Annotated in this window: 14 protein-coding genes; 4 read left to right on the top strand and 10 right to left on the bottom strand. The window is 64.8% G+C overall.

Going from position 1 to position 13,235, the window contains the following annotated elements; genetic code table 11:
• The 7 genes from E1J50_RS23260 to E1J50_RS23230 form a co-directional block, all read right to left on the bottom strand.
• Positions 1-729: radical SAM protein (locus E1J50_RS23260; protein WP_132256142.1), on the bottom strand; the 729-nt coding region annotated here is incomplete at its 3' end.
• Positions 729-2,081 carry an MptA/MptB family glycosyltransferase gene (locus E1J50_RS23255; RefSeq protein WP_132256141.1) on the bottom strand — a complete coding sequence of 451 codons (1,353 nt, stop codon included), beginning with the start codon at positions 2,079-2,081 and terminating at the stop codon, positions 729-731. The genes E1J50_RS23255 and E1J50_RS23260, both read right to left, overlap by 1 nt.
• Positions 2,078-2,740 carry a TIGR04282 family arsenosugar biosynthesis glycosyltransferase gene (locus E1J50_RS23250; protein WP_245516712.1) on the bottom strand — a complete coding sequence of 221 codons (663 nt, stop codon included), beginning with the start codon at positions 2,738-2,740 and terminating at the stop codon, positions 2,078-2,080. Before E1J50_RS23250 ends, E1J50_RS23255 begins: the two co-directional genes overlap by 4 nt.
• Before the next feature lie 152 nt (positions 2,741-2,892).
• Positions 2,893-3,618 carry a molybdopterin-dependent oxidoreductase gene (locus E1J50_RS23245; RefSeq protein WP_132256139.1) on the bottom strand — a complete coding sequence of 242 codons (726 nt, stop codon included), beginning with the start codon at positions 3,616-3,618 and terminating at the stop codon, positions 2,893-2,895.
• A gap of 13 nt (positions 3,619-3,631) precedes the next feature.
• On the bottom strand, positions 3,632-4,297 hold the full coding sequence (locus tag E1J50_RS23240; protein WP_132256138.1) for a cytochrome b/b6 domain-containing protein: 666 nt from the start codon (positions 4,295-4,297) through the stop codon (positions 3,632-3,634).
• Positions 4,294-5,028, bottom strand: a complete 735-nt coding sequence (locus E1J50_RS23235; protein WP_132256137.1) for a substrate-binding domain-containing protein — start codon at positions 5,026-5,028, stop codon at positions 4,294-4,296. The genes E1J50_RS23240 and E1J50_RS23235 overlap by 4 nt, the downstream gene beginning before the upstream one ends.
• 442 nt (positions 5,029-5,470) lie before the next feature.
• Positions 5,471-5,737, bottom strand: coding sequence for a hypothetical protein (locus E1J50_RS23230; RefSeq protein ID WP_132256136.1), 267 nt, complete (start codon positions 5,735-5,737; stop codon positions 5,471-5,473).
• Between the two features lie 375 nt (positions 5,738-6,112).
• Here E1J50_RS23230 and E1J50_RS23225 point away from each other — a divergent pair, with 375 nt between their 5' ends.
• The 4 genes from E1J50_RS23225 (at position 6,113) to E1J50_RS23210 (ending at position 9,337) form a co-directional block, all read left to right on the top strand.
• Positions 6,113-6,373, top strand: coding sequence for a hypothetical protein (locus E1J50_RS23225; RefSeq protein ID WP_132256135.1), 261 nt, complete (start codon positions 6,113-6,115; stop codon positions 6,371-6,373).
• 635 nt (positions 6,374-7,008) lie between these two features.
• Positions 7,009-7,917 carry a LysR family transcriptional regulator gene (locus tag E1J50_RS23220; protein WP_132256134.1) on the top strand — a complete coding sequence of 303 codons (909 nt, stop codon included), beginning with the start codon at positions 7,009-7,011 and terminating at the stop codon, positions 7,915-7,917.
• A gap of 235 nt (positions 7,918-8,152) precedes the next feature.
• Positions 8,153-8,413 carry a DUF2798 domain-containing protein gene (locus tag E1J50_RS23215; RefSeq protein ID WP_132256133.1) on the top strand — a complete coding sequence of 87 codons (261 nt, stop codon included), beginning with the start codon at positions 8,153-8,155 and terminating at the stop codon, positions 8,411-8,413.
• A gap of 309 nt (positions 8,414-8,722) precedes the next feature.
• Positions 8,723-9,337 carry a carboxymuconolactone decarboxylase family protein gene (locus tag E1J50_RS23210; RefSeq protein WP_132256132.1) on the top strand — a complete coding sequence of 205 codons (615 nt, stop codon included), beginning with the start codon at positions 8,723-8,725 and terminating at the stop codon, positions 9,335-9,337.
• 508 nt (positions 9,338-9,845) lie between these two features.
• On the opposite strand, the gene E1J50_RS23205 is transcribed toward E1J50_RS23210, so the two are convergent.
• From E1J50_RS23205 to E1J50_RS23190, 3 genes are all read right to left on the bottom strand, one after another.
• Entirely contained in the window at positions 9,846-10,904 is a 1,059-nt protein-coding gene (locus tag E1J50_RS23205; protein WP_132256131.1) for an HAD family hydrolase, read from the bottom strand.
• 1,447 nt (positions 10,905-12,351) lie between these two features.
• On the bottom strand, positions 12,352-12,897 hold the full coding sequence (locus E1J50_RS23195) for a hypothetical protein (RefSeq protein WP_132256129.1): 546 nt from the start codon (positions 12,895-12,897) through the stop codon (positions 12,352-12,354).
• 24 nt (positions 12,898-12,921) lie between these two features.
• A partial coding sequence (locus E1J50_RS23190; RefSeq protein WP_132256128.1) for a DUF1214 domain-containing protein occupies positions 12,922-13,235 on the bottom strand: 314 nt, incomplete at its 5' end.

Here is a 13,235-nt window from a genome sequence, read left to right as displayed (position 1 = left end):
CGCCCGCGCGGCCTCAATCGCTGCGCGTTCCTCAGCCTGCGTGTTCTCGAACAGCGAGTGATCTGCCCGGGCAAGACCATACCCGACCTCGTCGAAGACGAGGCGCTGCAGATGCACCTCGTGCACGCCCATCTCCGCTGCGAGCCGCACGAAGGCCGGCAGTTGCTCGATGGTCTCCTTCAGGCCGGTGAGCCAAAGTGAGACCTTCGGCACGACGGCCTCGATCCTCCTCTGATAGGCGACGAACTGGCCCACATCGCGGACGATCCGGTCGAAGAAGTCCTTGCCGCGCACCCGCAAGTATGAGGCGCGGTCCGCAGCGTCGAGCGACACACGTAGCTCGTCGAGCCCAGTGTCGATCAGTTCCTGGAAGCGCTTGGGCTGCATGAGCGTGCCGTTCGTATTGAACAGCACGTAGATGCCCCGCCTCTTCAGGTAGCGGATCATCCGCGGCAGCGACTTCACCAGCATCGGCTCGCCGACACCGTGAAGCACCACGCGAGCCACGTTCGGCACCTGATCGACGATCCGGGTGAACAACTCCCAGCTCATGTCGGCGGGGGGTTCCAGCGTTTCAAAAGTGCGGGGACACGTCTCGCAGAGCAGATTGCAACGGTTCGTCACCTCCAGGTAGAGGCAGATCGGAAGCACTTCGGACCTTGCTGAGCGCTGTGCGCCGATCCCCTCGAAGTAGCGTCGCGGGTCCTTGAGCGTGGCGGATATCGACATCAGGACGCTCCTCGTGGACTGACCGCGATGGGAACGGACTGGTCGCGCAGGCCGGCGCGCAACGCGAGGGCAAGAGCCGGGACGAAGACGAGGCTTGGCCAGGCAAAGCGCTCGTTGAACGGGTCGATGTAGAAGAGGACGGGGGCCGCGGAGAGCCAGATCACCGCTGGGCTCGGGGACACCGTCGCAGGCAGCGCGAGCCACGCGTAGTACCAAGCGTAGTGCGGGCTCGCCGCGACAGTCGCGCAGGCGGCGAGGATACCGGCGTCGCGGCACAGGGTAACCGGCACGGATGCGCCCGTCGGCGGATGGCGTGTCGCAATCCAAAGCGACAGGGCCGAGAAGACAATGCCGACCGAGAGCGCGTACCCCCACGCAGCCGAGACGGGCAGCGGAACGAGGTGAGACAGTCCGGCGAGCAGCCAGAAGCCCTGCCCAGTCGCGAAGCCCTCCTCCGCGCCGTAGGCTGGGAGAAAGCCGAGTACCTGCGTCCCCACCGACAGATAGGGCAGGTAGAGCGCAACGATGACGGCAGCGCCCGTCAGCACCTGTCGCCACAACCAACCGCCGCGTAGGAAGGCCGGCGCCACGACGATGGGCAGGAACTTCACGAGCGTCGCCGCGGCGAGGAAAGCCCCCGCGAGGCCGTCGCGGCGGCGCGCCCGGGCGAGAAGTGCCAGGGCCAGCAGACCCACCGCCACCGCGTCCACATGCCCATCACAGGCGAAAGACCAGAGCACGAGCGGGTTCCAGGCGTAGATCAGTACGCGCTCCCTCGGCAGGCCAGACAGGGCGAGGAGGCGCAGCAGACAGGCAATCGCGAGGCCATCGCAGAGCAGCATCGCGGCCTTCATGCCGGTCACGGTTGTGGTGACCTGTCCAACGGCGGCGAAGAAGAGCTGCGCGGCCGGCGGATAGATCGTGTGGGCATAGTCGGCCCGGTTGATGAGCGGGAAGACGGCAGGGTCCCGCAGAAAGCTCAGCGCCGGATCCGCCGGCACATGGCGGTAGGGATTGATGCCCGCGGCCTGGACCTGTCCATCCCAGACATAGCGGTAGATGTCGCTCGACAAAAACGGCAACGAGGGCAGGAGAAGTAGGCGCAGGAGCACTGCGATGGCGATCACGAACCAAACGGCCCGCGGGCATGGCGTCCGCAGGACGCGGCGAACGGCGAGGAAGTAGACGGCGACGCTGATCGCAAGCACACCGACGAACACTTGCGCCCGCAGCGGCGTGCCGACCGTGTCGGCGCCGGGCACGTGAAGCGCCAGGGCAGCCAGCGTCAGCGCAATCAGCAGGGTCCCGAGCAGGGCGAGGCCCGCGGGAGGAGTTTCGAGACGCCCACTCATGGCGTACGCCCCGGGCTCTGCGGCGATGGCAACATCGCGGCGTGGCCGGGGCGATCGGTCATGCCGAGAGCGGCAGAGGCCTCGCCTCGCGAACCTTCGCCGTAACCGAGCCGCGCCAGCACGGCCCGGCTCGCATGTGCCGCGTAGCCGCCGCGCTCCACCTGCAGGCAGGCGAGGGTAGCTGCGTCGTCCACGTCATACCAGGGCGGCAGTTCGACAAGGTCGAGGTCGAGCCCGCGTGCCCGTGCGCGGGTGGTCTCGGCGACGCTCGCCGTGCTCCAGGCGATGCGCGAAAACATCTCCGGACATCGCGCCTTCAGCCCAAGCAGGTAGTAGCCACCGTCTGCGCAGGCACCGAGCACGGCCCGGTCGCCGGGTTCGAGGAGCAGACGGGCAGCCTCCACCAAGTGGGTGGTGGGCAGGGTCGGGCAGTCGGAGCTCAGCACGCAGGCAGCAGCGTGGCCCTCTGCCAACATCCCATCGATCGCGTGAAGGAGGCAGCGTCCGAACCCATCCACACCGTCTGGCATCGGCGGAGAACCGTCCGCCAGCACGAGGACGGTTCCTGAGGCGATGTGGGCCCGGACGAGATTCTCCGTGCCTGCGGGCGCATACGCAGCAAATCGCGCGATGGGCGCCCGCGCGGCTGCCTCTGCCATGCTCTGGGTCGTGTCGTGGAGGAAGGCGGCCGAGAGGGCGGCGGCGTCCTGTGGAGTGAGAGGCGGGCAGAGGCGCGTCTTCGAGCAGCCAGCCCGCGGGGCTTTGGCCATCACGCCGATCGCGCAGGTTCCGGGGAAGGCACGAGCCATACTCAGAGCCCACTGAACCAGTTGTAGCCGCGGTCCGTCCAGTAGCCGCGCGGCTGCTTGTCCGTGACGTAGATGGTTGTCACGAATTTCGGGTTCTTGAAGCCAAGCTTCGTTGGAATGCGTAGCTTGAACGGAAATCCATGCCGATGCGGCAGCAGCGCGTCGTGAAGGCGAAATGCCATCAGCGTCTGCGGGTGGAGCGCCGTCGGCATGTCGAGGCCCTCGTAGTAACCGTCCGCGCACTCGAAACCGACATAGCGGGCGGTGGTGTCGGCCCCGATGCGCTCCAGAAAGGTGCGCAACGGCGTGCCGGTCCACTTGCCGATCATGCTCCAGCCTTCGACACAGATGTGCCGCGTGATCTGGGTGACCTGAGGCAGGGCGTGCAGCGCCTCCACGGTCCAAGGACGCTTGTCGGCGATCTTGCCTGAAAGCAGCAGCCTGTAATCCGCAGGCTCGAGCCGTGGCGCCTGCTCTGGCCCATACCACGCGTTGTAGCGGAAATCCTTGTTTGCCATGGACTCGGGGAAGGTCGGCGCGAGGCGTTCCGGGTTGAAGAGGCTGGCTTGGACGGCATCATTCCAGGCCGAGACGCGCGCGAGCGCCCCCTGGACCGCGTCGCCGTCGCTCACATCGCAGCCCGTGAGCAGTGTCAGGGCGCCGAGCGTGAGGCCGCCCCCGAGCAACTCGCGCCGCGGCAATGCGAGGTCTTGCTGAGTTCTGGGCATGGCGCTCCTCCGCTCAGGGACGTCCGCCGTTCCTCGGGGCCGGCGAGCCAGATCGGCCCGTGATCATGGCCACGAGGGTGCTCGGCACCAGCGCCACGAGGGCGAGATGGATGACAAGGAAACCGACGATCACGATCATCGCGAGGAAGTGTACGATGCGTGCGCCCTGGAAGCCGCCGAACAGCACTTCCAACGGGTAGGTCTGCACTGGCTTCCAGATCGCGAGGCCGGAGACGATGATCACGATAATCGCGGCAAGCACGCCCCAGTAGAAAACTTTCTGCACGGTGTTGTATTCGCCGAGGCGGTGCTCCAGGCGGAAATGCAAGGCTGCGGTGAAGTCGTGCAGGAAAGCGCGGGGCCCCACCGGGAAGAAGTCGCGCCGAAAGTGGCCCGAGACCACACCGTAGATCACGAACAGCAGGAAGGCGGCGATTAGCAGCCACATACCGGCGAAGTGCCAGGCAATGGCTGTGGCGACCCCTGGATCGCCGTGGCGGGCGAGGGCCGCTTCCACATCTCCCCCGAGCGTGACTGCGAGTGGAAAACGGAAGGGTAGGATCGGCTCGGCATTGTAGATCCGCCAGCCGCTCCCGACCATGATCAGGATAGCGAGCGCCATCGACCAGTGTGCCAGTCGCACCGGCCAGGCATGGGTCTGAACGCCGAGGACGCTCATGCGGAACTCTCCAGCCCTTGAGCGCTCAAGGTCGCCCGGCCTGCAGCCGATAGAAGGAAATCGACGAAGGCCTGCGGGTTGGGCCGGCGTGCGAGGGTCGTCACGGCGACTTGGAACGCGAGCGGCGGCACGACGGCATCCGGTACGGTGCGGACCACCTCCAAACTCGGGTGATGGGCAAGCTCGCTTGCATGGAGGAGGCCGGCCTCTGCCTCGCTGCGCTCCAGCAGAAAGGCGACCTCGGCCGTGTCGAGCACGCCCAGCACGGCCTGCTCACCGAGGTGCAGCGCCCGGATCACCGATGGCCCATCCACGTCGGCGGCAGGTGTCCGGTCTGGAATGGTGATGCGGCCCCTCAGCGCCGCGTCTCCGACTCCACGGCGCGCGGCCAGAACGTAGCGTATGGACCATGGACCCGCGGGCGTGCCGGCGACCAGGCCGGCGACGGTCGCCGCCTGCATGATGGTGTCCTGCGTGAATAGGAGGTCGTTTTGAACCTTGCGGGCGAGTTGCGGGAGAAGAAGGCCCGGACTCGTCGGGAAAACCCTCACGCGTACGCCCGCAGCCTCATGGAACCGGTCGGACGCGCGCGAGAGGGCAGGCCCCATTGCGGTATCGCAGTTCAGAACGAGGTCCGTTGTCGTGACGGCATCGCTCGTACCCTGGGGCTTCGCTGCCGCGAGCGACAGCAAGGGCAGGCTCTGGAGGAGACGTCGGCGCAGGATCGTCATGCTGGCACAATCCTCCGATCAGTCTGCTCCCCTTTTCGCAGGTCCAGTGCCGCGGTTACGCCCGAAGTCAAAAATGTGTTGCCTGGCTGTGTTCAGCCGCTCAGGGAGCGCTGGATCGGCCACTTCAGCAAAGGCAACAAGGCCTACCCTCACCTGAGAAGTGCAGGCTGTTCAACGCGCGGGATTTCTCAGTCGACGGGCGGCTTGCATGCCCCTGCGATGCGCCCCGGAGCTGAGACTGTCCACTGTCGCAGGCGTACAGAGTTAGGAGATGACCATTCCTCTTGGTTCGCCACCTTTGCCGAGAGCGGTTTTTCTCTTCGATAATTGAAGCCCCACTGGCCCGCCTCATGAGAACAGCGGAGCGGGTGCCCCGAGACCCTTTCGCAGGCCTGCCTGCGGGGCGCCCGAACCACATGCGATGAATGGTGTTTGCGGCAGCCTACTGAATCATGTCTTCTTGTGCTGTCTCGGGCATGCCTTGCATGCTGTTGACCGGTGCGATGGCCATCATCTTCCCGTTCTTCAACTTCAGGACGTTGAACTTCCGACCCGTCTTGGTGTCGGTTGCAACGGCTACCATCATCTGCTGGGGCGCAAACTGGGAGAGGGTAAAGTCGTGGCCCCACGCTGAGAAAGTTTGTTGGGCCCAGGCATACCCGGAAGCGGCAGCAACCATTGCTCCGGCAAGCACCAGAACTTTTGTCATGGCTCATCTCCACGGTTGGTGTGGCGATCAGACTTTCGGAGGCATTGCTGGCGTCGTAAAATGCCGTTTGTGCATCGTGACTATGCCCGGTGGTATCGGGGACGAGGAGTAGGGCAGGCCGAGCGCGAGCCTTCGGCACAGGCTGGTGCGTATTCGGGAGACCGACCGACAGATCCAACCTTCGGAGGCGCTGCCTCGGTGTCTCATCGGATCTGCCAGCGGCGACGATCGACAGCGTTGCATGGCGCTCGCTGCCATCAGCACGCATCATCTCGATGCCCAAACGGCATTATCTTCTCTATGCCGCCGCGCCGATGATCGGATCCAGAAGCAAGGAAGTGGTTTCCGCGCTTCTCTTAAGAAAGGATCAAGATCATGCGCACCCTTCTTCTTGCCGGCGCCGTCGTCGTTGCCTTCGCCTCCTCGGCCAACGCTTGGACCCAATCGATCCTGCACCCCGAAGGACAGGGCAGCGCAGTGACGCTGAATGGGGTCACGCCTCGCTACACGATCTACGGTTCGGAAGCCGGCCGCTCGATTCAGCCGGCGCGGCCAGCCAAATCGGTGCGAACCGCACCGGCCCAGGGCCCCTTCGCCGACGATAGCGAGATGCTGCACCACCATTCCCACAACTGAGGTCCTCGGCGTCGCTCACTGGAGCCCGCGATGGACAACGCTTCGCACGGGGGGCGCCCGATGCCCCCCGAGAGCGTGAGCCACGTCACGGGAGGCTCCTGAAGGAGATGCGATCCTCACGGCACGATGAATGAACAGGAGGCGGTCATGGTCCTCACGGTGTTCGATCCACGCGCGGGCACTCAGGTCCGGATCTGGGTCCCGGCAGTTCCCGTCACTCTCCAGCCGGCCCCAGCGGCCGTCGTCCGACCTCCCCGGTTCATGCACTCGGCAAGCCGGGCTGCCTGATCTCGCTTTTGCCCCACTCCAAGCTCATCAAGACACGCTTTCTCCGTCACGTGATCCGGCGACGGCACCAGAGGATCCCTTTCAGGAGGCTCCGATGAAGCGTTCCCACGAACGACGCGCGAAATGTGCAGTCCTGCGGGAGCTCGACCGGCTGCTTGCGCGCCGAGCACTGATCGCGCCAGCACAGCCCGACCACGCTCGCTGAGCCGGCCGGCGCCCAAGCGTACCAACACCCACTCCCTCTCGACTGCGGCCCAGTTGTCGAGACAATACCCGGCCGGTGTCCCACGGCCGCGGCGAGCGATTGGCTCGAAGTGTCCGTTGTGACCGCGAGCCCGGAGCTGTCGATGGAGCTCCACGAGATCCGCTACTTCCTGGCGGTCGGCCGCTTTGGCAGCTTCACCAAGGCAGCCGAGCACTGCAACGTGACGCAGCCCGCCCTGACGCGGGCAATCCAGAAGCTGGAGGACGAGCTCGGCGGCCTCTTGGTCTCTCGAGAGCGCGGCCACGTGCACCTGACCGATCTCGGCCGCCTGCTGGAGCCGGAATTCACTGAGATGATCGAGCGGCGCGAGCGCGCCAAGCAGGCAGCCTCGCGCTTCCTGCGCCTGGAGGGCGCCGAGTTGCGCCTCGGCGTGATGTGCACGATCGGGCCGCTGCGCTTCGTCGGATTCCTGAACAGCTTTCGCATCGCCCATCCCGGCATTGAGCTGACCCTCGTCGAGGGCGTGCCGGCACGCCTCACAGAGATGCTGCTCGGGGGCGAGCTCGATGTGGCGATCATGGCCGACCCACGCGGCTTCTCCGATCCGCTGCGGGCGAGTCTACTCTACGAGGAGCACTTCATGGTTGCCTGCGGGCCGGGCCACGATTTCGCCTGCCGCAACGCGATCCGGATGCGCGACATGGCGGGGCAGATCTACCTGCAGCGGATCAACTGCGAGTACCGGGACCATCTCGCCGAACTCCTGCGCGAACAGGGCACCGAGATCCTGCGCTCTCACCGCAGCGAGCGTGAGGACTGGATCCAGAGCATGGTAGCGGCAGGGATGGGGATATGCTTCCTGCCCGAATTCACCGCCACCCTGCCAGGGCTGGCTCTCCTACCGGTGATGGAGCCGGTGGTCACTCGGCAGGTGTGTCTTGTCACGGTCAGCGGCCGGCGCTGGTCCTCGCCACTGGCGGCACTGGTGGCAGCACTCGGTCAGTATACGTGGCCGGCGAGCCGCTTTTCGCTCGATGAGCAGGCTGCGTAGCAGGCAACTCGGCAGGAGCCGATGAATTCTGCACCGGCTGCAAGTCCCGATCGTCGCCTCCAGCGCTGTCCATCATGGCTCGCCCGCATCGCACCGCTTCGCGGCCCGGTGACGAATCGTGGACGCTCGCAGACGATGCAGGGGATGGAAGACCCCAGGCGGACATACGCCATGTCTGAGCGGTGGCCCTATTTGTGCCTCAGCGCGAGGGACAGGCAGGCACCTTCGTACACTCATGCTTCCGATCGCCCGACAGCACGCCCACTACGTCTTTGCCGTTCTGCAATCGGGCATCACGACATTGATCTCCAGCGGCATCGCCAGCGCGCCGCTGGCCGGAGAAGACCGCTTTCTCACCCATTGGCTCTGGGCATGGGCCATTGCCTGGTCGTTCATGATTCCGATCGTTGTCGTGGCGGCGCCGACGATCAGAAGGGTTGCTACGGCGCTGACTGCTGGCCCGGCATCCGGCCACTCCGACTCAGATCCACCATGATTTGAGTTGATCAACGAGCTCGAGACCGGCGGCGGATGCTCGGCTCTTCGGCAGGTACTGGGGCGGCCTGCTCGGTCCTGTTTCCAGAGACGCCGATTCTGCGATCTGCAAAGTGGGCGCCGACCTGATCCGATGATCCGGTCACCCCGTGTGCGTGGGTCGGTCTCGGACAGACCCGCCGTCGAGGATTCGTGCCGACGCGCGACCGCCTTGTGCCGCCCCTCGGGCCGCCGATCGTCGGTCACCGCCGCCTGATCGATCTCTCGAGGCTTCAAAACCACGCCACCCATGAAGTGGGGAGTTCGACTCATGAAGCGCCTTCTGATCGCAGCGGCTCTGATCCTGGCGCCGCTCGCGGCCCGCAGTGAGGACCGGCTGCCGACCATTCCGCCGAGCCAGTACACCGCCGAGCAGCAACAGGCCGCCTCGGCATTCGAAGCGGTCCGCAAGACGCCCGTCTTCGGGCCCTTCGAGCCGCTGATGTACTCGCCTGATGTGATGACGCTTGCCCGCTCGATGGGCGACTATCTCCGCTACAAGCCCAAGATCGGCACCACCCTGTCGGAACTCGCGATCCTGCTCGTCGCACGACACTGGACGCAGGACTACGAATGGTATGTCCACGCACCGATCGCGCAGAAGGTGGGGATCAGGCCGGGTATCATCACGGCGATCCGCGATGGGCGGCGGCCAGAGGACATGAGCGCGGACGAGGCCTTGGTCTACGACTTCGTCAGCGAGTTGCAGCAGAACAAGGCGGTCTCGGACGCGACCTTCGCCAGTGCCGAGGAGCGGTTCGGGAAGCCGGGAGTCGTCGATCTGACCGCGATCTGCGGCTACTACACGCTCCTCGCGATGGAGCTGAATACGGCGCGGTACGGCTTGCCGAGGGACGGCACGCCTCTGCCGCGACTGCCTCAGTGAGTGCCTGGAGCCGACACCACTTATCGCGGGATGGTGCGCCTGTGGAGGGCCTGTTCGTCGCAGCGTGTTTTGGCATCACACGGCGTGGATCGCCGGTTTGTTGGCCGAGCCAGAGGGTGGCTGGGCGCGTCCCTCCAATGAAGAGAGGAGAGGCAGGTCCGTGAACCCAGCCTCGCCCCAATGCGGGGTCTTTCCTCTCGCGCGCCTTTGCGGGCGAAACCGCCGCATATGCATCTCGCCCGCCGCGAAGGACCGATTGGAAATGGCCGCTTCAGCCACAATGCATGTTAGATAATGCGGTCTCGATGCGGAAAGCAGACCGGCGGCTTTCCCCCAGACCCGGCCGGGGCCTATGCGCCCATTGCCCCCTCCAGCCGATCCAGACGGCATCTCCAAAGCGGTCATTCATCGGCTGGGTGCTTGGGAAGCTCCCGGCTGATGTGAGACATCTGCCCGCGTCAGGTACCATGATCGGGGTTGGCCGAAATCCGGCAGCCTGCTTTCCGCCTCATGCCTCGAAGGCGAAGATGCGGTCCCAGTCGTTCTTCATGCTGATCACCGTCCAGCCCTGCTTTCGCGCCTCGTCGTAGAGCGCTGGGGAGAAGGTGCCGATCTTACTGTCAGGAAGGCCGGCCGCCGGACCGTAGGCATATTCGCGCGAGGCATCGTCGTGGAGCACCAGCATCGCTAGGCGGGTGCCCTGGCCGCCGCGCGTGTATTCCAGCATCTCACGGTCACCGACGGAGTTACCGAAAGCTGCGACGGGACGTCGGCCAATCATGAGGTGAATGCCTTCGACCTTGCCGGCCTTGTCGTCGTTGAGCAGCAGTTTCGGCTCCTTGGTCAGGAGCGGCTTGCCGTCCTGGCCGTAGCCGAACTTCGTTGTGCCTGCGGTGCCGACCACCTGCTCGGGCGGGATGCCATAGGTCTTCTCGGCGTAGACGCGTACGAAGTCCTGACCGCCGCCGGTGACGATGTAGGTCTTGAAGGCATTGGTCTGCAGGTATCGCAGGACCTCCTGCATCGGCTGAAAGGTCAACTCGGTGTAGGGGCGGTTCCAGCGTGGATGCCGGGCGGTTTCGAGCCAACTCGACACCTCGGACTGGAATTCTTCCACCGTCATACCCGTGAGTGTGGCGGCGAGGATGTTCTCGAGATCCCGCAGGGGGAGGTTTGCTGTCGCCTCGCGGTTGCCGGACAGCACGGTTCTGAACGGCTCGACGTTCCGCAGCTCCGGATCTTTCGCGACCACGGCCGGGACGCGCTCCAGGCAGTAGGCGACCTGCGTGTACACCGGCTGCTCGACCCAGAGGGTCCCGTCCTGATCGAACACGGCGATCCGCTCGTCTGGAGCCACGTAGGTCGGGCTCGACGGCTCGGTCGTTACGCGCACGAAATCGACGATCGCCTGCTTCGCCGGCCCTTCGTTCCAAGACGGCAGCAAGCCGCCCGGTTCTTTTGTCTGTGCGGCAGCGGGGACGAGGGTTCCCGACAGGGATGGCAGCAGGGCTAGGGTCGACAGCAACGTGCGTCGGTTGATGCCGTTCAGGCTTCGAACTCCCCTCATGTCTGCCTCCTGCCGTGGTTTGGAAGGGCCTTTCGCTGCTGGACGTCGGATCCCTGTGCTCGGCCGAGAAGGCCCCGTGCTCCGGCGCGGTGGGAGCTCGAGAAAAGGCATTGAACTGACGCAATAACCGAATAATAGAACGTTTATCGACCCTTAGGAGCGTGATCTACACGAAAATAATAGGTGTATTTGGGCAAATTTACTTCCGAAATCTCGTAGAATTGGAAATTGAATAGAACCTAATCGATGATACCAGCAAAGGTTCAATTTTTGCGCAGTGATCAAATAGGGTTTGCCCCACTGTGACCAAATAGGGCTTGCCCGTCAGTACTTTAGCAGGAGTACGCCGCCGTTCGCTGGTTTAGCGTTTCGGAAGCCCATTCAGGGTTGCGTGATGTTCACGATGCTGTCGCCGGTGACGATCAGGGTGACGACTGTTCATGGCCGGCGGTGATGCTCACGATGAGCAGTAGACATTCGTCGAGGTTATGGTGTTTCCGCCGTGCTCCTGCGAGTTCCAGGTTCCCGCCGACACCGGCGCGTTGGGTGGTGCAGCGAAGTAATAGTTTCTCGTATCGAAGCCTTGCGATCCGTCCCGCTTGGTGTAGGTCCGGAACAGCTGGAGGGTGCATCTAAAGTACGGCTTGTTATCTGGATTTATCACCAGTAGCGGGTAGAATGGTGTCGGGGACGGTAGATACCACACAAAGTAAGGCGCCGCCTGCGCAGAGGTGTAAAGCGCAGACGCGTGAAGCATTGTCATGAAGTGCCACGCAGTCTTATTGAGCATGTGGGCGCCATCTCATAACAATTGAAAATTCAATCTGAATGCGACGGTGAAAATTTGTTCCCTATCTTTCGGATATTTTTCGCAAGAGTTCATTGCCGAATCTGGCGTAAGCGAGTAAGCCGTCATTGCCAGTAAGATTTAAATATTGAGTCGGCCATCGCAGAAATCACGCCATTGGATGACCTCTCTGAGCGCGGCAAGCGAATGCACGTGGCCATACCCGCCCTCCTACCGGTTCTACCAAACTTGGCGATGAACCAGGATAGCGGGCCCGGTTCCTACGACCCGCGTCGCTCGCCATTCCAATAGCCACCGCAGCGCCATGTGCCGGAGCTAGTCCAAGCCCCCGCTCCATAGTCGCCCCGGAGACGGCCGACCACATCGGCGCGGTCGATACCACGCACGATGCTGCCTCGGACCGCGCCGCTCGGCTGGACGCGCCCTGAGATCGTGAAGTCGCCTCCGCCGGCGTAGTAGATCTGCCCGCCCCGAACGATGACACCGTAGCGGTAGGCCCGATCGCAGTTGCCCTGTTCGGTGACCACCACCACGCTCCAGGCGCCATCGAACTGCGCCACGCCATGCGGCCTGGGCGCCGCCTGAGCCTCGCTCGCCGCCCCTGCGAGCGCGAGCAGGAGAGACGCGCCACCGAGGCCTCTAGTACGCGTAGCCATAGTAGCCCGTGGACACGCAGGTCCCGTAATACGGATCGTAGGAGGCGTAAGGCTCGCAGCCGCCGTAGCCGTAATAGCCACCGTAATAGTCGTCGCTGAGGGCGTAGCCCGCGGCCAGTCCGAGCCCCAGCCCGGCCAGACCGTAACCGTAGCCTGGGTACCAGCCACGCCGGTAGCCGTAGCCATAGCGGCCGACCCCACCGTAGACCCCACGGTAGCCGCCGACTGCCGCGCCACGGTAGGCACCGAACCCGCCCCGGTAAACGCCCGCCGCGGCACCAGGGTAGCCTCCGAAGCCGCCGCGGTACCCACCCGCAAAGCCGCCGACCCGCGCACCCCCTAGGCCGGCGCCGCTGAAGCCGCCTCCTCGGAATCCGCCACCACCAATGCTCCCACCGCGGAAGCCACCACCTCCGAAGCCGCCGCCGTGGAAACCACCACCGCCGCCGAACCCGCGGGCCTCAGCACCCGAGCCGGCGAGCACCAGCGCACTTACGCAGGCCGCCGAGACGATCATCAGACGCTTCATGACGCTTCCTCCTGCTGCCTGAGACTAGAGCGCCGCGCCGGCGCTTCGGGTGACGGGCGGCGGTGCCCAGGACCCGTTCAGCAGCGCGTCCTTCGGCCAGTAGGTGCGCAGCATCAGCACGAAGGGGCCGGCCGGCGCCGGCAGCCAGTTCGATTCCCGCTGCGCGCCGGGGCTCTCGTGCTGGATCAGGAGGTCGACCGAGCCGTCCGGGTTGGTCTTGAGGTCGTTGCGCGGGCTCACCGTGTAGCGGTTGAGCGGGTTCGCGACGAAGAAGTAATCCGCGTCGTACATCGTCAGCGACCAGAAGCCGTTGACCGGCGGCAGCTCGCCGGGCGGGA

Origin of the sequence: Methylobacterium segetis, assembly GCF_004348265.1 — a bacterium.
In the GTDB taxonomy this organism is placed as follows: Bacteria; Pseudomonadota; Alphaproteobacteria; order Rhizobiales; family Beijerinckiaceae; genus Methylobacterium; species Methylobacterium segetis.
The sequence above is the reverse complement of the archived record's forward strand: the minus strand, read 5'-3'. Positions and strand labels throughout refer to the sequence as shown.